Origin of the sequence: Shewanella maritima (genome assembly GCF_043643735.1) — a bacterium.
Classification (GTDB): domain Bacteria; phylum Pseudomonadota; class Gammaproteobacteria; order Enterobacterales; family Shewanellaceae; genus Shewanella; species Shewanella maritima_A.
This window is the reverse complement of record NZ_JBHZSM010000003.1, coordinates 246,173-265,389: the sequence shown is the minus strand read 5'-3', so window position 1 is coordinate 265,389 and position 19,217 is coordinate 246,173. Positions and strand designations below refer to the sequence as shown.

15 protein-coding genes are annotated in these 19,217 nt (G+C 41.9%); 7 read left to right on the top strand and 8 right to left on the bottom strand.

Features of this window, described 5'->3' with window-relative positions:
- Window positions 1-34: 34 nt before the first annotated feature.
- The 5 genes from fkpB to murJ all read right to left on the bottom strand — a co-directional run bounded on the left by fkpB (window position 35) and on the right by murJ (window position 6,423).
- Complete coding sequence (gene fkpB, locus ACHUGF_RS05390) at window positions 35-469, bottom strand: FKBP-type peptidyl-prolyl cis-trans isomerase (RefSeq protein ID WP_394129753.1); 435 nt, start codon at window positions 467-469, stop codon at window positions 35-37.
- A gap of 15 nt (window positions 470-484) precedes the next feature.
- Window positions 485-991, bottom strand: coding sequence for a signal peptidase II (gene lspA / locus ACHUGF_RS05385; protein WP_394129752.1), 507 nt, complete (start codon window positions 989-991; stop codon window positions 485-487).
- Window positions 992-1,001: 10 nt separating this feature from the next.
- Entirely contained in the window at window positions 1,002-3,818 is a 2,817-nt protein-coding gene (gene ileS / locus ACHUGF_RS05380; RefSeq protein WP_394129751.1) for an isoleucine--tRNA ligase, read from the bottom strand.
- A 34-nt stretch (window positions 3,819-3,852) separates the two neighbouring features.
- Window positions 3,853-4,788 carry a bifunctional riboflavin kinase/FAD synthetase gene (gene ribF, locus ACHUGF_RS05375; RefSeq protein WP_394129750.1) on the bottom strand — a complete coding sequence of 312 codons (936 nt, stop codon included), beginning with the start codon at window positions 4,786-4,788 and terminating at the stop codon, window positions 3,853-3,855.
- Window positions 4,789-4,863: 75 nt separating this feature from the next.
- Entirely contained in the window at window positions 4,864-6,423 is a 1,560-nt protein-coding gene (gene murJ, locus ACHUGF_RS05370) for a murein biosynthesis integral membrane protein MurJ (RefSeq protein ID WP_394129749.1), read from the bottom strand.
- Between the two features lie 259 nt (window positions 6,424-6,682).
- Between murJ and rpsT the strand changes: the two genes are divergently transcribed.
- The gene (gene rpsT / locus ACHUGF_RS05365) at window positions 6,683-6,946 is read left to right on the top strand and encodes a 30S ribosomal protein S20 (RefSeq protein ID WP_130601579.1); all 264 of its coding nucleotides are present in this window, start codon (window positions 6,683-6,685) and stop codon (window positions 6,944-6,946) included.
- A gap of 176 nt (window positions 6,947-7,122) precedes the next feature.
- On the opposite strand, the gene ACHUGF_RS05360 is transcribed toward rpsT, so the two are convergent.
- Window positions 7,123-7,419, bottom strand: coding sequence for an ArsR/SmtB family transcription factor (locus tag ACHUGF_RS05360; protein ID WP_394129865.1), 297 nt, complete (start codon window positions 7,417-7,419; stop codon window positions 7,123-7,125).
- Window positions 7,420-7,555: 136 nt separating this feature from the next.
- Between ACHUGF_RS05360 and ACHUGF_RS05355 the strand changes: the two genes are divergently transcribed.
- Entirely contained in the window at window positions 7,556-8,986 is a 1,431-nt protein-coding gene (locus ACHUGF_RS05355; RefSeq protein WP_394129748.1) for a M20/M25/M40 family metallo-hydrolase, read from the top strand.
- A gap of 142 nt (window positions 8,987-9,128) precedes the next feature.
- Here ACHUGF_RS05355 and yaaA read toward each other — a convergent pair whose 3' ends face one another.
- Entirely contained in the window at window positions 9,129-9,902 is a 774-nt protein-coding gene (gene yaaA / locus ACHUGF_RS05350) for a peroxide stress protein YaaA (RefSeq protein WP_394129747.1), read from the bottom strand.
- A gap of 129 nt (window positions 9,903-10,031) precedes the next feature.
- Window positions 10,032-11,468, bottom strand: a complete 1,437-nt coding sequence (locus ACHUGF_RS05345; RefSeq protein WP_394129864.1) for an alanine/glycine:cation symporter family protein — start codon at window positions 11,466-11,468, stop codon at window positions 10,032-10,034.
- Window positions 11,469-11,967: 499 nt separating this feature from the next.
- On the opposite strand from ACHUGF_RS05345, the gene ACHUGF_RS05340 reads away from it, so the two are divergent.
- The 5 genes from ACHUGF_RS05340 to ACHUGF_RS05320 all read left to right on the top strand — a co-directional run bounded on the left by ACHUGF_RS05340 (window position 11,968) and on the right by ACHUGF_RS05320 (window position 19,154).
- Window positions 11,968-14,334, top strand: coding sequence for a phosphoketolase family protein (locus ACHUGF_RS05340; RefSeq protein ID WP_394129746.1), 2,367 nt, complete (start codon window positions 11,968-11,970; stop codon window positions 14,332-14,334).
- Window positions 14,335-14,723: 389 nt separating this feature from the next.
- Entirely contained in the window at window positions 14,724-15,860 is a 1,137-nt protein-coding gene (locus ACHUGF_RS05335) for an OmpA family protein (protein WP_394129745.1), read from the top strand.
- 291 nt (window positions 15,861-16,151) lie between these two features.
- Window positions 16,152-17,108 (top strand): transaldolase, encoded by a 957-nt coding sequence (tal, locus tag ACHUGF_RS05330; protein ID WP_394129744.1) that lies wholly within the window; start codon window positions 16,152-16,154, stop codon window positions 17,106-17,108.
- 14 nt (window positions 17,109-17,122) lie between these two features.
- Window positions 17,123-18,760 (top strand): glucose-6-phosphate isomerase, encoded by a 1,638-nt coding sequence (gene pgi, locus ACHUGF_RS05325; protein WP_394129743.1) that lies wholly within the window; start codon window positions 17,123-17,125, stop codon window positions 18,758-18,760.
- A gap of 208 nt (window positions 18,761-18,968) precedes the next feature.
- Window positions 18,969-19,154, top strand: a complete 186-nt coding sequence (locus ACHUGF_RS05320; protein ID WP_394129742.1) for a DUF3545 family protein — start codon at window positions 18,969-18,971, stop codon at window positions 19,152-19,154.
- The last annotated feature ends 63 nt before the right edge of the window (window positions 19,155-19,217 follow it).

Sequence of the window (19,217 nt, the reverse complement as noted above, 5' to 3'; positions counted from 1 at the left end):
ATGAAGTCGGATCCACTTTTAACATGTTTATTCCTTAGCCCGTAATCACTTCAACCACATCTAACTCAAATGTCACATCACGGCCAGCCAATGGGTGGTTTAAGTCAACCGTAATTGAATTTCCAGCAACTTCACGAACAATACCAGGTATTTCACTACCACCAGGGCCTGCAAAGCTAACAATCACGCCTTCTTCAAGCTCCATATCTGCAGGGAAGCGGCTACGATCCATATGGTGGATTGCATCTGGGTTTGACTCACCAAACGCATCTTTAGCGCCTAAGGTAAAGTTATGTTTATCACCCTGCGCTAAACCTAACAACTGTGCCTCAAATGCAGGACTGAGGCTTTGATCGCCAATATTAAGTTTAGCGGGTTTACCGCTTGCTTGAGTGCTGTCTGCTGTCGAGCCATCTTCCAGCTTAATATTCATATGGCAAACCAAAGCTGTGACGTTTTGTTGAGTCATGTCAGCGTATCTTCCTTACTTTTTCTGTTCCGTTTGGGCTTCATCTTCCGGCTGAAAGGCTTCCCATAAAATCAATACTGCACCAATGAATATCCCAGAATCAGCAATATTAAACGCTGGGTAATGGCTAGTTTTCCAATAAAAATCAATAAAGTCGACAACATAACCATGTAATAAACGATCGACTAAATTGCCAATGGCACCACCAATAATCAATGTGTAAGCAAGGTTCGTGCGCCATAAACGATGGGACTGTTTACGCAACCAATAGGTCAGCAACACACTAAAGCCAATTGCGATAATGGCAAAGAACCAACGCTGCCAACCTCCAGCTTCACTTAAAAAGCTAAATGCCGCGCCGTAGTTTCTTACATAAGTGAAATTAAAAAATGGCAATAATTGGATTGATTCATGTAAATCAAAACTTGCTAAAACCCATTGCTTAGATAGCTGATCGGCAATAAATACCAACACAGCTACCCAATACCAACGAATGCCGCTTTCTTTCCAGCTTAGAGGCATATCAAGGTCCTTATGCAAACTGACGGCTTTCACCATCGCCTTCAATGTTAGTAACACAACGACCACATAAGGTTTCATGTGCCGCAATCGTGCCTACATCTTCACGATGGTGCCAACAACGCTCACACTTTTGCGCTTCAGTTTTTACAACGCTCAGCTTCAGCCCTTCAATCTCAGTATCGATAGCATTTTCAGCTTGAGAAAGCTCGGCAACGGTCGCTTTTGACGTTAACAATACAAAACGAAGCTCATCACCTAAGTTCTCTAAAGAAGCCGCTAGGTTAGGCTCTGCAAATAAGGTAACTTCTGCTTCCAAAGCGCCACCAATACGTTTATCACGGCGGGCTTGTTCAATCACTTTATTGACTTCGTTGCGCACATCTAACAGTTGCTGCCAGTAATCATCACTTAAGTCATCAGCTAATGTGACTGACTTTAAGCCTTGGTACCACTGTTGAGTAAACACATATTCATCACGCTCACCTGGTAATAGCTGCCAGATTTCATCTGCAGTGAAACTTAATACAGGTGCAATCCAACGTACCATCGCCTCTGCAATAAGGTATAGAGCAGATTGACAACTACGACGAGCATGACCATCTTGCTTCGCTGTATATTGACGGTCTTTAATAATATCTAGATAGAAGCTACCTAGCTCTACCGAACAGAACTGCATTAACTTCTGTGCCACTAAGTGGAAGTTATATTGGTCATACGCTTCAATGATTTCTTGCTGCAATGCATCTGCACGACGCACAACCCAACGGTCAAGAGACACCATATCTTCAATGGCAATCATGTCGGTTTCGGGGGTGAAACCATTTAAGTTAGCCAATAAGAAACGCGCGGTATTACGAATACGACGGTAAGAGTCAGCACTGCGATTCAAGATTTCATCTGACACAGTCATCTCACCACTGTAGTCAGTGGCAGCAACCCATAGTCGTAAAATATCAGCACCCAGTTTATTGATTACCTGTAATGGTGCAATCACATTGCCGACAGATTTAGACATTTTTCTGCCTTTACCATCAACTGTAAAGCCATGAGTCAGTACTTGCTTGTACGGTGCTTTACCATTCATCGCAGTTGAAATCATCAATGAAGACATGAACCAACCACGGTGTTGATCGCTACCTTCAAGGTATAAATCGATATCATGACCTTGAAATTCTGGGCGCGATGCAACAACTGATGAGAAAGTAGAACCAGAGTCATACCAAACATCTAATGTGTCAGTCACTTTACGATACTGCTCAGCGTCTTCGCCAATCAGTTCACTTAACTCAATATCCCACCATGCTTGGATACCTTGCTGCTCAATGCGGTGCGCTACACGTTCCATAATTGCAACGCTATCTGGGTGTAACTCTTCAGTTTCACGATGCACTAATAAGGTAATTGGCACCCCCCAAGTACGTTGGCGGGAAATACACCAATCAGGACGGTTCTCAACCATTTTCTCAATACGGCTTTGACCCCAGTCAGGTAGCCACTGAGTCTTATCAATCTCTGAAAGTGCTTGCGTACGTAGGCCGTTATTGTCCATTGAAATGAACCATTGCGGCGTTGCACGGAAAATAATCGGTGTTTTATGACGCCAGCAATGTGGGTAACTATGACGATAAGCCACGTGATTAAGTAAAGCGCCACGCTCTTCAAGCAATTCAACGATGGCTTTATTCGCTTTAAATACATGCTGACCTGCAAACAATTCTGTGTCTGCTTTGTATACGCCGTTATCACCAACAGGGTTAGCCACTTCTAAGCCGTATTGTTGACCGACAACAAAGTCATCTTGACCATGGCCTGGGGCAGTGTGAACCACACCAGTACCGGCATCAGTAGTAACATGGTCACCAAGGATTGCTGGCACATCAAAGTCATAAAATGGATGTTTAAAGCGCAATAACTCAAGTTCAGCACCTTTAACTTCGCCCAATGTTTTATGGCTTTCTGCACTAAAACGCTCAAGGCAAGACTCAACCAGTACTTGAGCAAGGATCAATGTTTGGCTAACACCGTCTTTAGAAAATTCAACAAGGCTATAGTCTAAATCTGGGCTAATAGATAATGCTCGGTTTGCTGGCAATGTCCATGGCGTGGTAGTCCAAATCACCATAGCAATATCACCATCAACCACCGCGTTAAACTTCTCAGCAACGGCTTTTGCATCGACAGCATTAAAGGCTACATCAATTGCTGGTGAGGTTTTATCTTCATATTCAACTTCAGCTTCTGCCAATGCAGAACCACAATCAGTACACCAATGAACCGGCTTTACGCCTTTATGTAAATGGCCACTATCAATGACTTTAGACAATGAGCGCACAATGTTCGCTTCAGTGCTGTAATCCATCGTTAAATATGGGTTATGCCAATCACCTAACACACCTAAACGGATAAAGTCATTACGCTGGCCATCGACCTGCTTTGCAGCATATTCACGACACTTTTCACGAAACTCAGCTGCTGATACTTTTTGACCAGGCTTACCGACTTTCTGCTCAACTTTTAATTCAATAGGTAGCCCGTGACAATCCCAACCAGGAATATAAGGCGCATCAAAACCAGCCATTGTTTTTGATTTTACAATGATGTCTTTCAGAATTTTATTGACTGAGTGACCAATATGAATATCACCGTTAGCATATGGAGGGCCATCATGCAGAATAAATGGTTTCGCACCTACACGGCTTTCACGGATCTTCTGATAAAGATTATCTTGCGTCCAACGAGATAACATCTTTGGCTCACGATTAGCCAAATTACCGCGCATCGGAAACTCAGTTTCCGGCAAATTAAGAGTTGATTTATAGTCGCTCATTGATCCCATACCATTTATGTAATCTTAAAATTCTTTAACTCGCATCGTTGCTAAATAAAGCTTTAGCGTCATTTGCGTCATTTACAATCTGTTTCTTTAGCGCATCCAGTGATTCAAAAGGTTGTTCATCACGGATCTTTGCTACTAGCTCAACTTCAACACGCTGACCATAAATATCGCCGTCAAAGTCAAACAAATGCACTTCCAGTTGGCATGTTTGCCCCTGGACAGTCGGGCGAAAACCGATATTCGCTACACCCTCATATATATCACTATCTTGCCAGTAAACTTTTACGGCAAATACGCCCCGAACAGGCACAACTTTACGTTTTAACGCAATATTTGCTGTTGGATAGCCTATAGTTCGACCAATTTTTTGACCGTGAGCCACGCGACCTGTCAACACAAACGGGTGCCCCAGCATACGTCTTGCTTGCTCAAGATGGCCAAGCGCTAATTCTGCACGTATCGCAGTAGAGCTGACTCTATGCGAACCGACTAAGAAGCTCTGCGTACTTACAACAGAAAAACCGTATTCTTTACCAGCAGCTTTTAGCATTTCAAAGTTGCCTTCACGGCCTTTACCGAAGCAAAAGTCATCGCCTACAACTAAATATTTCACACCCAGTTTGTCGACTAATAAGTCTTTAATAAACGTTTTTGCAGATTGGGTAGCAAAGGACTGCGTAAAATTAACACACAGTAAACGCTCAACCGATAACTCTTCAAGCAGCTGAAGCTTATCTCTAAGTAGGCTTAGCCTTGCTGGTGCACGATCGCCTAAAAAGCGTTCTTGCGGTTGTGGTTCAAATGTCATTAGCATGGCTGGCAATTGAAAATGCTGCGCCTTATCAACCAAGTTTTTGATGACACGTGCATGACCACGATGCACACCATCAAAATTACCAATGGTGAGAACACACCCGTGATGAGCAGGTGAAATATTATGTATACCGCGGATTAATTCCATGTCACCCAGTGCTAATAATTACAAATCGGCAGATTATATACCCAAACAAGGTGATACATAAAGCCGACGAGGGATTTAAACAGCCTGTTTTAAATGTTTTATTCTAAAGCCAAAAACAAACATGCTTGTTATGTACACTGTTGCACCGCCAAATATCAATAAAAACAGTTCAGTAAGTCGCTCCATGAAGCTCCATTGCAGCCAGATTTCTTGTGAGGGCAAAACGTACAAAATAGCAGCAACCATGAGTGAGCTAGCGACTAAAACGCGTAACGCAAAAACCTTAGTCGTTTGATTAAATCGATAAACGTTTAGCCTGTGCAAGCCACGGTATAACAATGTGGCATTTAATAAAGCAGATAAAGAAGTCGCAATAGCAAGCCCAACATAGCCGTAAGGGATGGCAAAAATAATGTTAAATACCATATTACTTGCCATGGCAATAATGCCGTACTTAACAGGTGTTTTGGTATCTTGGCGAGAATAATATCCTGGTGCTAACACTTTAATCATCATAAAACTCAATAAGCCTGTGCCGTATGCAATCAGGCTATAACTGGCCATTTCCACATCGCTAATACCAAATGCACCGCGCATGAACAGTACCATCAACATAGGTTGAGCAAGCACAATTAAGCCCATCATGGCAGGTGCACCGAGTAATAAGATACTTTTCACCCCCCAATCCATGGTTTGACTAAAGCCATCACCTTTTGCATTCACATGTTCGCGAGATAATGCTGGCAAAATAACCGTCGCGATTGCAATACCAAACAACCCCAATGGGAACTCTAACAATCTGTCCGAATAATACAGCCAACTAATAGAGCCTGTGATTAAGAAACTGGCGATAAAGGTATCGAGTAATAAGTTAATTTGAGAAACAGAAACACCAAACAATGCTGGGATCATTAAGGTGCGAATTTTGACCACACCAGGGTGATTCCACCCCCAAGAAGGTTTAACTAATGCATTTTCACGCATTAAAAATGGAATTTGGAATAAAAACTGTATTAGCCCACCAAAAAATACCCCCCAAGCTAAACCTATTTCAGGGCTTTCTAGCGATGGCGCATACCACAACGCAAACGCAATAATAGAGATATTAAGAAAAACGGGTGTAAAAGCAGAAACAGCAAAGCGGCCTCTGGTATTCAGTATGGAGCCTGCTAATGCTGTAAAGGTGATAAACCATAAATACGGAAAGGTAATTTTAAGCATCAACTGTGCTTGCAAAAATTTGTCACCGTCAGGACCGCCATGCCACCATTCAAGAAACCAACCACCACCAAACAGCGCTGCTAAGATAGGTGAACCAATCACCCCAACTAAGGTCACAACGGATACTATCGCCCCCAATGTACCCGCTACTTTACTTAATAGTTCACGGGTTTCTTCCGGGGTGTTTTTTTGCTGATACTCGGTTAATACCGGCACAAATGCTTGAGCGAATGCCCCCTCTGCAAATAGGCGTCGAAGGAAATTAGGGATTTTATTGGCAAAAATAAATACATCAGCATTGCTACTTGCCCCCATTAGATTGGCAATCACTACGTCTCTGACTAATCCAAGCACCCTTGAAATTAATGTCATGAAACTGACTATCATCCCTGACTTTATTAGCTTTTTGCTCAAATGGCCCCCTAGAAATGGCACTGGCAGTAAAAATTTATCGGTTTTTATCACAAATATTCCAACACAACTCTGTCACAGATGCACAAGAGCTGGTAGAATTGCGCCACATTTTACACGAGTTGGGTTGAAGATAAGCAAGCTTACTTGATTAATTTGTCAAAATGACGATTATTCAAACATAACCATTGACAAAATGGTTAAAAGCAGGCATATTCCTCGGCCTTTAAAAGTATCAAATCCAGTTTTTAGGAGTTGCACCTTGGCTAATAGCAAGTCTGCAAAGAAGCGCGCGCTTCAATCTGAAAAGCGTCGTCAGCATAACGCAAGCCGTCGCTCAATGTTACGCACTTACGTTAAGAAAGTTATCGCTGCTATCCAGAGCGGTGACCACAAAGCGGCTACAGAAGCGTTCGCAGTTGCACAACCAATCGTTGACCGTATGGCGACAAAAGGCCTTATTCACAAGAATAAAGCTGCTCGTCAAAAGGCACGTCTAAACGCAAAAATCAAAGCGCTTGCTTAATTTTTTGCTTTAGCGATAAAAACCGGCTTATGCCGGTTTTTTTATGCCTGTTTTTTATTACCAGGTTATCAAATGAATTTCAATAGAGATAAAAAAACACCCCAATACCATTTCAGCAAAGGTCGCTGGTGATATCGAGGTGTAATGTGGGTTAATTACTACTTAGGTAATCAAAACTAATGGCAGTACATGTTGTTAAGTACGTTAATTAACTCTTTTACTTCGGAACTTTTTAAAGAATAAAAGACAGTTTGTGCTTCTTTACGAGTGCACACTAAATTATCTTTGCGAAGCCAAGCTAAATGCTGAGAAAGTGCAGATTGACTTAATCCTAATTTCTTATTCATCTCACCAACACACATTTCGCCTTCATTTAATAAATGGCACAAAATAAACAATCTTCGCTCATTGGCTAATGCTTTTAACAACACAACGGCACTGTCTGCCTGCTGTTGCATTTTTTCTATGTTCATCACTTTATCATCTCTCCTTAACTAACCCCCACCCTAATATAGCGTTCCCTAAAAAATAGAGTCGGGACATGCCCCACACTTTTTGGTAGATTGTAAAAAAAAATGAGACATAGCTAATAAAAATGAAAGGAAAATCATGAAACTCTTATATCGCGCAGCCCTAACAGCGCTGGTTTTCGCCACTCTGAGTGCTTGCCAACACACCGATAACAATCCAACCTCAAATGTTACAGAGGTTAGCAATCCAGATTCAGCTGTTGCCCAGCAGCTGGCCTCAAAAGCACTAGAGTCCAATCTCGCTTACGAATTAGTCGAATCGTTAACTGTAGAAGTGGGTCCAAGACTTGCCGGCACTGAAAAAGATTTACTTGCCGTTCAATGGGCTATGGATAAACTCAATGCACTTGGGTTTGATAAAGTTTATAAAGAAGCTGTGCAAGTACCTGTATGGCATAGAGGAATAGCACAAGCAACAATCACAGCACCGTTTGAGCAACCGCTAGTGATTACCGCTTTAGGAGGCAGTATTGCAACACCAGAAGGTGGCATTCATGCTCCTATTGTAAGATTTGATAGTTTAGATGCATTAAAGCAAGCTTCTCGCGAACAAGTTGCGGGGAAAATAGTGTTTATTGATCATAAAACCCACCGCCATAAATCTGGTAAAGGCTATGTCATAACAGTTGGTGGACGATCTCGCGGTGCAATTTCTGCCGCAGAAAAAGGCGCTGTTGCGATTGTCATTCGCTCAATCGGTACTGACAGTGACCGCATGGCGCATACAGGAATGATGCGCTATAAAGAGGGCATAGCCAAAATCCCCGCGGCAGCCATGTCAAATCCAGATGCCGACCTAATCAATGCCATGCTAAAGCGTGATACTAATATCACCATGTCATTAACCTTATCTTCTGAAAACCAAGGTTTTGCAACGTCTTATAACGTTATTGCAGAAGTCACTGGCAGTAGTAAACCCGATGAAGTTGTTTTAATTGGTGCACATTTAGACTCTTGGGATGAAGGAACGGGTGCGATTGATGACGGTGCTGGTGTAGCGATTGTAACTGCTGCAGCTAAACTTATTCAGGACTTGCCACAAAAGCCTGCCAGAACAATTAGAGTCGTGTTATACGCAGCTGAAGAAGTGGGCTTAGTCGGAGGTAAAACCTACGCTAAAGACCATGCCGACGAATTAGAAAAGCATTATATTGCAGCAGAATCTGACTTTGGTGCGGGCAAAATCTATCAGCTTGATTTAAGAGTCAATCCAGCAGTGTTTGAACAAGTTCAGCAGCTGCACACATCTGTTAGCACATTAGGTGTCGCACTAGGTAACAACCAAGCATCAGGAGGGCCCGATGTATCCATGTTACCTAGATTGGGTGTGCCAGTGGCATCTTTAAGACAAGACGGCAGTGACTACTTCGATTACCACCACACGCCTAATGACACGCTAGATAAAATTGTACCAGAGTCGCTAGCACAGAATGTGGCCGTCTACGCCCATTTTGCCTACATCATGGCACAATCGAATATTAATCTTCGCCCTATCGCTAAAAAACAGTAAGTAACTTACTGTCTTTAACTAAAAATGCCTCGTTTATTCGAGGCATTTTTGATGCAATTTTATGATGTCACGCAGTCAATAAAGCGCAATATCTGTAAGGTTTTATCGCCTACAGAAGCGAGTAATAATTGAAAGGCTTAAATTAGCGCTCCTCCCTTAGGAACACTGGCGAGTTAGCTGTAGATTGTTCGGCACTATAATAGTAACCATCGAGATCAAATGCCTGAAGCTGTTCAAGGGCAGTGAGCTGATTATCAATAATGTACCTTGCCATTAATCCACGAGCTTTCTTTGCAAAGAAACTAATGACTTTATATTGACCTTTCTTACAGTCTTTAAATACTGGAGTGACCAATTGACCTTGCAGGCTTTTAGGCTTGACCGCTTTAAAATACTCATTTGAAGCTAAATTAACAATGATGTCATCACCTTGCTGTGACAAGGCTTTATTCACTTCATGCGTGATAGACTCTCCCCAAAAAGCATATAAATTAGCACCACCCGAGTTGGCTAACTTTGTACCCATTTCTAAACGATAAGGCATCATTAAATCTAACGGTTTAAGCAAACCATATAAGCCAGACAATATGCGTAAATGTGCCTGCGCAGACGCTTGTTGAACTGAAGTCATCGACTCAGCATCAAACCCGGTATATACATCGCCTTTAAAGGCATAAATCGCTTGTTTGGCATTATCTAAGGTAAATTCAGGCTGCCAATCACCAAAGCGCGCTACGTTAAGCGCTGCAATTTTATCGCTTACTTTCATTAAACTGGCGACGTCGGCTGGTGTTAGCTCACGACAAATTTCAATCAATGATTGGCTTTGCTCAAGCATCGTTGGTTGAGTAAATTGTGTTGTTGGGGCAGGATTTTCATAATCCAGCGTTTTTGCAGGTGACACTAATACCAGCATGAATAAGCTCCATTTTTACTAATTAAGCTCATGATACTGAAGTTCCATAAAAAAACCATGCAACATGTGCATGGTTTTTTCGATTAAGCTAATTGAGCTTGTCATTTACATTACAAGTAACTCGAATGGTTAGTCTACAAAAGTGCCTTTACTCTTTTGAGTCCAAACTAATTCATCGTCTTGGTGTAACTGAGGATAATCCTTGGTATCAAACTTAGGTTCCTGACCCGCTTTAACTTGTGCACGATAATCATTAATGACACGAACAGCTAAACCCGACAGCAAAGTGATTGCAATGATGTTCACCAATGCCATTAACCCCATCGATACATCAGCTAGATTCCACACTAAATTAATCTTCGCAAGAGCGCCAAAGAGCACCATACCCAATACGACAATTCTAAAGACTGGCAACGCTTTTTTGCTGTTACCCGATAGGAACATTACGTTTGTTTCAGCGTAAGAGTAGTTAGCAATAATAGAAGTGAAACAGAATAATAAAATAGCAAAAGCAATGAATGCCCCACCCCATGTACCAACATGGGAGGTTAAAGCAGCAATGGTCATTTGAATGCCATCACCAGAACCAGCAGCATCACCTGATAATAAAATAATCGCAGCCGTTGCAGTACAAATAACGATGGTATCGAAGAAGACACCCATCATTTGTACATAGCCTTGCGATGCTGGGTGATTTGGATTTGGTGAAGCACTCGCGGCGATGTTTGCAGCACTACCCATACCCGCTTCGTTAGAGAATAAACCACGCGCGATACCAGCTTGCATTGCTTGCGCAATACTATAAGCGACAGCACCACCAGCGGCTTCATGCCAGCCAAATGCACTGTTGATAACCAGCATAAATACAGCTGGAAGCTCGCTGATATTCATCAGAACGACAACAAGTGCGATGCCGATGTATATCAATGCCATGAAAGGCACAACTAGTTCTGAAACACGCGCCACTTTTTTCAAGCCGCCCATGATAACGAAACCAGATAAAACACAAATAGCCACAGCAACAGCAATAGGGTTGAAGTCAAATACCGCAGTCATTGCACCAGAGATAGTATTAGCTTGTACCGCATTAAATACCAAACCAAAACAGATGATTAGCAAGATAGAGAACAATATGCCCATCCAACGCTGACCTAGACCTTTCTCCATATAATAAGCTGGACCACCACGGTATTGCCCGTCATCGTCTTTCACTTTATATACTTGAGCCAAGGTAGACTCAATCATAGCCGTAGCCATACCAAGCACAGCAATTGCCCACATCCAGAAAACAGCACCAGGACCTGCCATACCAATCGCTACAGCAACACCTGCCATATTACCGGCGCCTACGCGCGCAGCCATACTGGTACAAAATACTTGGAAAGAAGATAAGCCATGCTTGCCTGGCTGACGGCTTTTAGATAGGACTTTTAAACCATGTCCGAAGTGGGTAAGCTGAATAAACCCTAAGCGAATCGTGAAAAATAAACCGGCACCAACCAGTCCGTATACTAACAACTTGCCCCAAAGCAAGTCGTTCATAAAGTTAACTATCGTTTCTAACATAGCCATAATTAATACTGTATTCCTTCGATCTGTCCCATGCATACGACTTATAAAGTCGCATGTGTTTCATCATCTTATATTTTGATTTTTATAATGCTCGCGGGTTATCAACACTTTCATTAAGCGTTGCAACGGGCTTGAACAACATTAAATGTTTGTAATTCAGTAATTCCGTAACGAGCCTAACATCTTCTAATTAAATTCCAAAATTATCAGCTGCCATACGTACAGAATTAAGCTGCGCCTGAAACTATCACAAGAACAAAAATGCCCTAAGTGATCATGATCACATTAAAATGTTTATTAACTTCTAACCCAATGACACGCAACAGATCGACTTCCAATAAATTTCATACACTTAACCAGTTTATAACGTTCTACTAATAGAAGTTGTGAAATTTTATTACCAAAAAGTTGATTTAGAACACATTACTCAACTAAAAATGAGAATACAGTGTTCTCAAATAGAGGATAATTTGATTTAAATGTCGAGGCCATTATGAGCAATGCACAAGAAATCGTTTCACTTAAGAAACTGGTTAGAGCAACAAACTTCCTAGCTACATCACAAATCTACCTTAAACAAAATGTGCTTTTTAAGCGCCCTTTACAACATACCGACATCAAGCCACGCTTGCTTGGTCATTGGGGGACTTGCCCAGGTATCAACTTTGTTTATGCCAACGTCAATCGTCTTATCGTTAAGCATCAACGTGACTTTTTATATCTTGTAGGCCCAGGTCATGGTTTCCCAGCTGTGCAAGCGAATCTATTTATGGAAGGTTCACTCAGCCACTTCTATCCAGAAACCATTCCTTATAATGAAACAGGTATCGAAGATATTTGTAAGAAGTTCTCAGCTGCATATGGTTACCCTTCTCATGCTAACCCAGAAGCTCCAGGCCAGATTCTAGAAGGTGGTGAACTGGGTTACTCTCTATCTGTCGCATGGGGCGCTGTACTTGATAATCCAAGTCTTATTGCTGCATGCTTAGTGGGTGATGGTGAATCAGAAACAGGTCCATTGGCCGCTTCATGGTATGCCAACCGCCTAGTTGATCCCGTCAATAACGGTGCAGTATTACCGATTGTTCATATCAATGGCTATAAGATCTCAGGTCCAACACGCATGGGACGTATGAGTCATGAAGAACTAGATCTAGAATTCCGCGGCCTAGGTTATCACCCAATTATTGTTGATGATGAATTAGAACAAGACGTTTATGAGCAAATGGCTGAAGCGATGGACTTGTCTTACGAAATGATTAATGACATCCAACAGCGTGCACGTAACGGTGAAGATGTGGTTAAACCTCGTTGGCCAGTCATTTTAATGCGTACAGCAAAAGGCTGGACGGGTACCTCTGAATTTAAAGGCGAAAAGCTTGAAGGTAACTGTGACTCTCACCAAGTGATTGTTAATAAGTGTGCCAAAGACCCAGATCACCTTAAAGCATTGGATGATTGGTTAGCAAGCTACAAGTTTGAAGAGCTATACCACATCAATGACAAAGGCGAGTTAATCTTCGATGAAGATATTGCCTCTTTATTACCTCCTAAACATCTTTGCTGTGGTCGCCAACACTTAAGCTACGGTGGTGAAGTGGTTCGTGCCTTAGCACAACCCGATCTCAAACAATTGAGTTATGGTCCTGAAACACCACGCGGCACACGCGGTGTATCTATGTACAAAATGGGCGAGTGGATGCGCGATGCATTTAAGCTCAATCGCGATCAACGTAATTTACGCATCTTCAGTCCTGATGAAACTTATTCAAACCAGCTGCAAGCTGTATTTGAAGAAACCTCACGTGCATGGCAGTGGCCGATTGAGAGCTGGGATAAAGACATGAGCCGTGACGGACGTGTTGTCGAGCTGCTTTCTGAAAACTTATTATTTGGCATGATGCACGGTTACACGGTCACAGGTCGACACGCAATGTTCCCAACTTATGAGGCTTTCTCACAAGTAGTGTCATCTATGGCTGACCAATATTGTAAGTATGTCTATGCCAGTCAAGGCGTACACTTCCGCAAGCCAGTGCCTGCATGTAATGTGGTGCTTTCTTCGCTACTTGAGCGACAAGACCATAATGGCTATTCGCATCAAAACCCGTCTTTCTTAGGCGCTATGTTAGAGAAACATCCTGACATTATTTCTGCATATTTACCTGCAGATGGTAATTCAACACTGACTTATACAGAGCGTGCATATGCCGATCGCGATAAGCTGAATATTCTGGTCGCAGGTAAGAAAGAGTTACCACAATGGTTGTCACTGGATGAAGCGCGTAAACAAACTAAAGACGGCGTGATGGTGTGGGACTTTGCCTCTGACGATAACCCAGATGTCGTGCTTGCTGGTTGTGGTGACTATGTCACACAGGAATGTATGGCATCTTTAGTGCTTATCCGTGAGTTGCTTCCTAGAGTACGCATCCGTTTTGTTAGCGTAACTGAACTTAATAGTAACGGGCTAGGCAGCCGTAATTTCCAGCAGAAGCCTTGGAAGATGGATGATATCTTCACTGAGGATAAAGGTGTGGTGTTTAACTACCATGGGTACCCGAATACGATTAAGAAGCTAATCTTTGATTATAAAGGTAGCCACAGATTCCGTATTAAAGGTTATGAGGAAGAAGGCTCAACGACTACGCCATTTGATATGGGGGTGCGTAATGGCACTTCACGTTACCATTTAGTCATTGATATGGCTTACAAGCTTTTCCAACAAGGTGTGATTGATGAGACGCAGCATGTTTCCATCACCACAGACATGTTACAACGCTTAGTTGAACACAGGAATTACATCAAAGCCAATGGTGTTGACCCACAAGATATCGAAAATTGGGTTTGGACACGATAAACTTTATCTCATAGAAAATTTCTCATCATGACAAAAAGCGCCTTAAGGCGCTTTTTTATTACTTATCAAAAATCAAACAGTGATATCAGCACAATTCCTCAGCAGATAATGTCTATCGAAAACAGTTTAAACACGCGCTATGTTTACGAAAACAACTAAAACAACCGGTCGAACACAATTGTAACAGTGACAAGAAACCAGCTTGCGTTAATTAATTGACGCTATTAGTTGTATTTTTGTAATTAAGTCTGGAAATACATTGAATTTACTACCATAATTGCGCCGCCAGCTACAATACAAAAAGGATCACCACGTTAAGCGCTGACACAGCAGGTTGATACAAAGTGCCAATCTGTCATTTGGTGAAGTAAAATCAAAATGGAACTAAAATGGAACTAAATATGATGAATATGAACAAAACATTCAAAGTAGTATTACTCGCCTCACTTGTCCCTTTCGCTGCAACAGCTGAACAAGAACTTTCACCTTGGTATGTAGGTGCAGGGCTGGGCGTCAATAACTATGAACCAAACTGTGAATTAACTGTCATGAGCCAATGCGGTGAAGACGCCCCATATGCTTGGGATGTTTTTGCAGGTTATATGTTCAGTGATTACTTTGGCGCAGAGCTTGGTTACCGTGACTTAGGTAAAGCAGAATGGGTTGACTACAACAATCGCTTATTTGATATTGGCGCTAAAGGTCCCACATTAGGTCTTGTTGCTTCATATCCATTTGCCGATGGTTGGAGCTTAAACGCTGAACTTGGTGGTATGGCTTATTCAGTCTCAAATGTGCACAACTTAGCAGGTGAAGATTCTAGCGACTCTGGTGTTGCTGCCTATTATGGTGCTGGCATCGGTTACATGGTGACTGAAAACCTTAAGCTTCAAGCAAAATATCGTCGTTATGAAGATTTTGAAGCAAAAGAATGGGTTAACCTAGATATGCAAAGCAACTACTGGGGCCTAGAGCTAAGCTACCGTTTTGGCACAGAAGCGAAAGCAGCACCAGTTGCAGTTGCTGCACCTGTCGTTGCAGCTGTAGCTGTCGATGCGGATAAAGATAATGTCCTTGATGATCAAGATAAGTGTTTAGGCACACCAGCTAACCACAAGGTTGATGCTGACGGTTGTACTATCTATGAGAACGTAACAGCACAATATGTTCTAGAAGGTATCTTGTTCGACAACAACTCTTCTGTCATTAAGCAATCTTCATATGAAGTGCTTGATAAGGTTGCAAACTACCTTGAGAAAAACCCTGAACACAATATCTTAATTGAAGGTCATGCATCTAATACGGGTAACCCAGATTACAACATGACACTTTCCGACAAGCGAGCAAAAGCTGTTGCAACTGTATTAATTGAAAAATATGGTATCAATGCTAACCGTATTGATTCGGTTGGTTATGGTGTAACCCGCCCAGCTATGGAAGGAAGTTCTGCAGAAGCTAACCGTGTTAACCGCCGCATTGAAGCTGTAGTCACAACCAATGAGAAGCGCCCAGTTTTAATTAAATAACTTCTCAAATACAATTATTTTCAAAGCCACTCATTCAGAGTGGCTTTTTTATTTACAGAACAGAAATAAAACCACCAAACAACTGATAAATAACAAATTAACACCTTAGAACTCGCTTAAAAATCAAAGTGTACAAACTAATTTTGTTAGTTTTACTACAATAAAACGCCATATACCCACAAAAAAACGCTAAAATCTCGTAATTTATTTTCAAATGAATTGGCATAACAGGTAGAATAGCTTCTATTATAGAGATTGCATTTTATTCACTCGATTTTGAGGAAATTGTTCATGGAAAACACACTCTCGCAGCTGAAAGCATTCACCACAATTGTTGCCGACACCGGCGATATTGAAGCCATTAAGCGCTATCACCCACAAGATGCGACCACCAATCCTTCACTCATTCTAAAAGCTTCACAAATTCCTGAATATGCTTACCTTATAGATGAAGCCATTGCATGGGCAAAAAGCCAGAGTGATGATCTAGAGCAACAAGTAGAAGATGCTGGCGATAAATTAGCCGTCAATATTGGCGTAGAAATTTTAAAAAATGTGCCAGGTAGAATGTCTACTGAAGTCGATGCAAGACTGTCTTTTGATGAAGGGGCATCGATTGCTAAAGCGCATAAACTTATCAAGCTTTATGAACAAGCAGGTATCGATAAGTCTCGTATTCTCATTAAATTAGCTTCTACTTGGGAAGGAATTTGTGCAGCAAAGCAACTCGAACAAGAAGGCATTAATTGTAACCTAACCTTATTGTTTAGCTTTGCTCAAGCCAGAGCATGTGCTGAAGCCGGCGTTTATCTAATCTCACCGTTTGTTGGCCGCATTCTTGATTGGTATAAGAAAAATACCGGTGAAGAATACACAGCTGAAACGGACCCCGGTGTAGTGTCAGTTACTGAAATCTACCAATATTACAAAGCCCACGGCTACAATACAGTCGTAATGGGTGCTAGCTTCAGAAATACAGGCGAAATTATCCAACTAGCTGGTTGCGATCGCTTAACCATTGGTCCCGCTTTATTAGAAGAAATGGCCAATAGCCAACAGCTTGTTACTGAGCAGCTAAAAGCAACTTCTGAACCAATTAAAGCTGCGCCAACACCATTAACTGAAGCACAGTTTAGATGGGCATTTAACGAAGACGCCATGGCAGTTGATAAACTAGCTGAAGGTATCCGTAACTTTGCAATTGATCAAAACAAACTAGAAGAGATGCTTAAGCAAAAGCTAGCTTAAACAAGGATGTACTCATGACACAATTAACGACCAGCTTAACTTGGCAGCAACTAAAAGATAACGCTGCAAGTTTGCCTCATATGCGCCAGATGTTCGCCAATGACCCACAGCGCTTCGACAAAATGAGCCTGAGTGCTTGTGGCCTACTACTCGATTACTCTAAAAACCGAGTCAATGACGACACTCTGAAGTTACTGTTTGCATTAGCTGAAGAAACCAACTTACCAAACAAAATTAGCGCAATGTTTGATGGTGAACGTATCAACAACACTGAGCAGCGTGCTGTACTTCATACGGCATTAAGAGCAAAGCCAGACGCTAACATGCAAGTCGATGGCGGACATGTTGTGGCAGAGGTACAACAGACATTGGCAAAAATGCGCCAATTTGTTGAACAATTACAATCTGGTCAATGGCAAGGTTATACCGGCAAGCCGATTACCGATATTGTCAGTATTGGTATTGGTGGGTCTTTTCTTGGACCTAAAATTGTCACTCAAGCACTCAGACCTTATTGGGGTAAACAGCTTAGCTGTCATTTTGTAGCCAATGTAGATGCAAGCTCAATTTGTGAAAAGCTCAAAGGCTTAAATGCTGAGACAACCCTGTTTGTGATGTCATCCAAATCTTTTGGCACCCAAGAAACCTTGACTAACACAATGAGCGCCAAAGACTGGTTTATCCAACAAGGCGGCACTCAGCAAGATATTGCCAAGCATTTTGTTGCGGTAACCTCTAATGTGACCAAAGCCACTGAGTTTGGTATAGATGCAGACAATATCTTTCCAATGTGGGACTGGGTTGGTGGACGATATTCATTATGGTCAGCGATTGGCTTACCCATTGCCCTTGTCATTGGCATGGATAACTTCATCCAATTACTGGAAGGTGCCCACCAAATGGATGAGCACTTTGCAAATGCGCCTATTGAGCAAAACATGCCCGTCATAATGGGATTACTTTCAGTGTTATACAGTAACTTCCATAGTGCTCAATCCCATGTCATTCTAACTTATGATCATTATTTACGCGGACTACCCGCATACTTCCAGCAATTGGATATGGAAAGTAATGGCAAATCAGTGACCTTGAATGGTACCGATGTTGATTATTCAACTGGGCCGGTTATCTGGGGCGGTGAAGGTACTAACGGCCAGCATGCATACCACCAACTCCTTCATCAGGGCACTGCGTTAATTCCAGCTGACTTCATTATGCCACTGCAGTCACACAACCCGCTTGGTGGACACCACCAACAGCTAGCATCAAATTGTTTTGGACAAACTCAAGCGTTAATGCAAGGTAGAACTTATGAGGAAGCGTCAGCTGAACTAGCCAACTCTTCTTTGGATGAAGATCAAAAAGCACTCATTGCCAAACATAAGGTGATGACAGGCAACAAACCAAGCAATACTTTGCTGATGGATAAGCTGACTCCTAGTACATTAGGTGCCCTAATAGCCCTTTACGAGCACCGCACCTTTGTTCAAGGCGCCATTTGGGATATTAATTCATTCGATCAATGGGGCGTTGAACTTGGCAAAGTACTGGGTAATGATGTGCTTGATAGAATCGCAGCCGATACTGACGCAACCGAATTAGATGCTTCTAGCAATAACTTGATTAATATTTTCCGACACGGAAAAATATAAAAAAAAGCATAAAAAACTATGAAGCCAGCGAAAGCTGGCTTTTTTTTGGCCAGCAATTAGTTTTTGCGGTTTTATTAGCCAAAATCACTCGGATATTTTCATCAAAATGTCGCGCACAGTTAACAAAAGTGAAACATCTCTATTGCACACTATCGATGAAATATGATACTTATTTGCATAGAGACATCATAATAAAAAGGAGGTTGCCATGGATCGTTTAGACTATGGTGGTGCGCTAGAACAAGTTGTTGAAAAACCTACAAGAGCAACACGAAGCTCAAGTAAAAAGCGTAAATGGCGAGAAATTGAAGCCATCAAGGACAGACAAAGGTTACTCAAAGAATTACAAGATATAGACGACTCGTTTGATTTAGACACTAATTTCGTCATGTAGCATAAATATCTAGAACTTGAATATCTATTCATTTTCATCAAACTAAAAAGAGCGCTAAAGCGC

What these genes read in the sequence shown, in the direction of transcription:
- fkpB (WP_394129753.1), bottom strand. Translation starts at nt 469, where the DNA reads ATGACTCAACAAAACGTCACAGCTTTGGTTTGCCATATGAATATTAAG.
- lspA (WP_394129752.1), bottom strand. Translation starts at nt 991, where the DNA reads ATGCCTCTAAGCTGGAAAGAAAGCGGCATTCGTTGGTATTGGGTAGCT.
- ileS (WP_394129751.1), bottom strand. Translation starts at nt 3,818, where the DNA reads ATGAGCGACTATAAATCAACTCTTAATTTGCCGGAAACTGAGTTTCCG.
- ribF (WP_394129750.1), bottom strand. Translation starts at nt 4,788, where the DNA reads ATGGAATTAATCCGCGGTATACATAATATTTCACCTGCTCATCACGGG.
- ACHUGF_RS05360 (WP_394129865.1), bottom strand. Translation starts at nt 7,419, where the DNA reads ATGAACATAGAAAAAATGCAACAGCAGGCAGACAGTGCCGTTGTGTTG.
- ACHUGF_RS05355 (WP_394129748.1), top strand. Translation starts at nt 7,556, where the DNA reads ATGAAACTCTTATATCGCGCAGCCCTAACAGCGCTGGTTTTCGCCACT.
- yaaA (WP_394129747.1), bottom strand. Translation starts at nt 9,902, where the DNA reads ATGCTGGTATTAGTGTCACCTGCAAAAACGCTGGATTATGAAAATCCT.
- ACHUGF_RS05345 (WP_394129864.1), bottom strand. Translation starts at nt 11,468, where the DNA reads ATGTTAGAAACGATAGTTAACTTTATGAACGACTTGCTTTGGGGCAAG.
- ACHUGF_RS05340 (WP_394129746.1), top strand. Translation starts at nt 11,968, where the DNA reads ATGAGCAATGCACAAGAAATCGTTTCACTTAAGAAACTGGTTAGAGCA.
- ACHUGF_RS05335 (WP_394129745.1), top strand. Translation starts at nt 14,724, where the DNA reads ATGGAACTAAATATGATGAATATGAACAAAACATTCAAAGTAGTATTA.
- tal (WP_394129744.1), top strand. Translation starts at nt 16,152, where the DNA reads ATGGAAAACACACTCTCGCAGCTGAAAGCATTCACCACAATTGTTGCC.
- pgi (WP_394129743.1), top strand. Translation starts at nt 17,123, where the DNA reads ATGACACAATTAACGACCAGCTTAACTTGGCAGCAACTAAAAGATAAC.
- ACHUGF_RS05320 (WP_394129742.1), top strand. Translation starts at nt 18,969, where the DNA reads ATGGATCGTTTAGACTATGGTGGTGCGCTAGAACAAGTTGTTGAAAAA.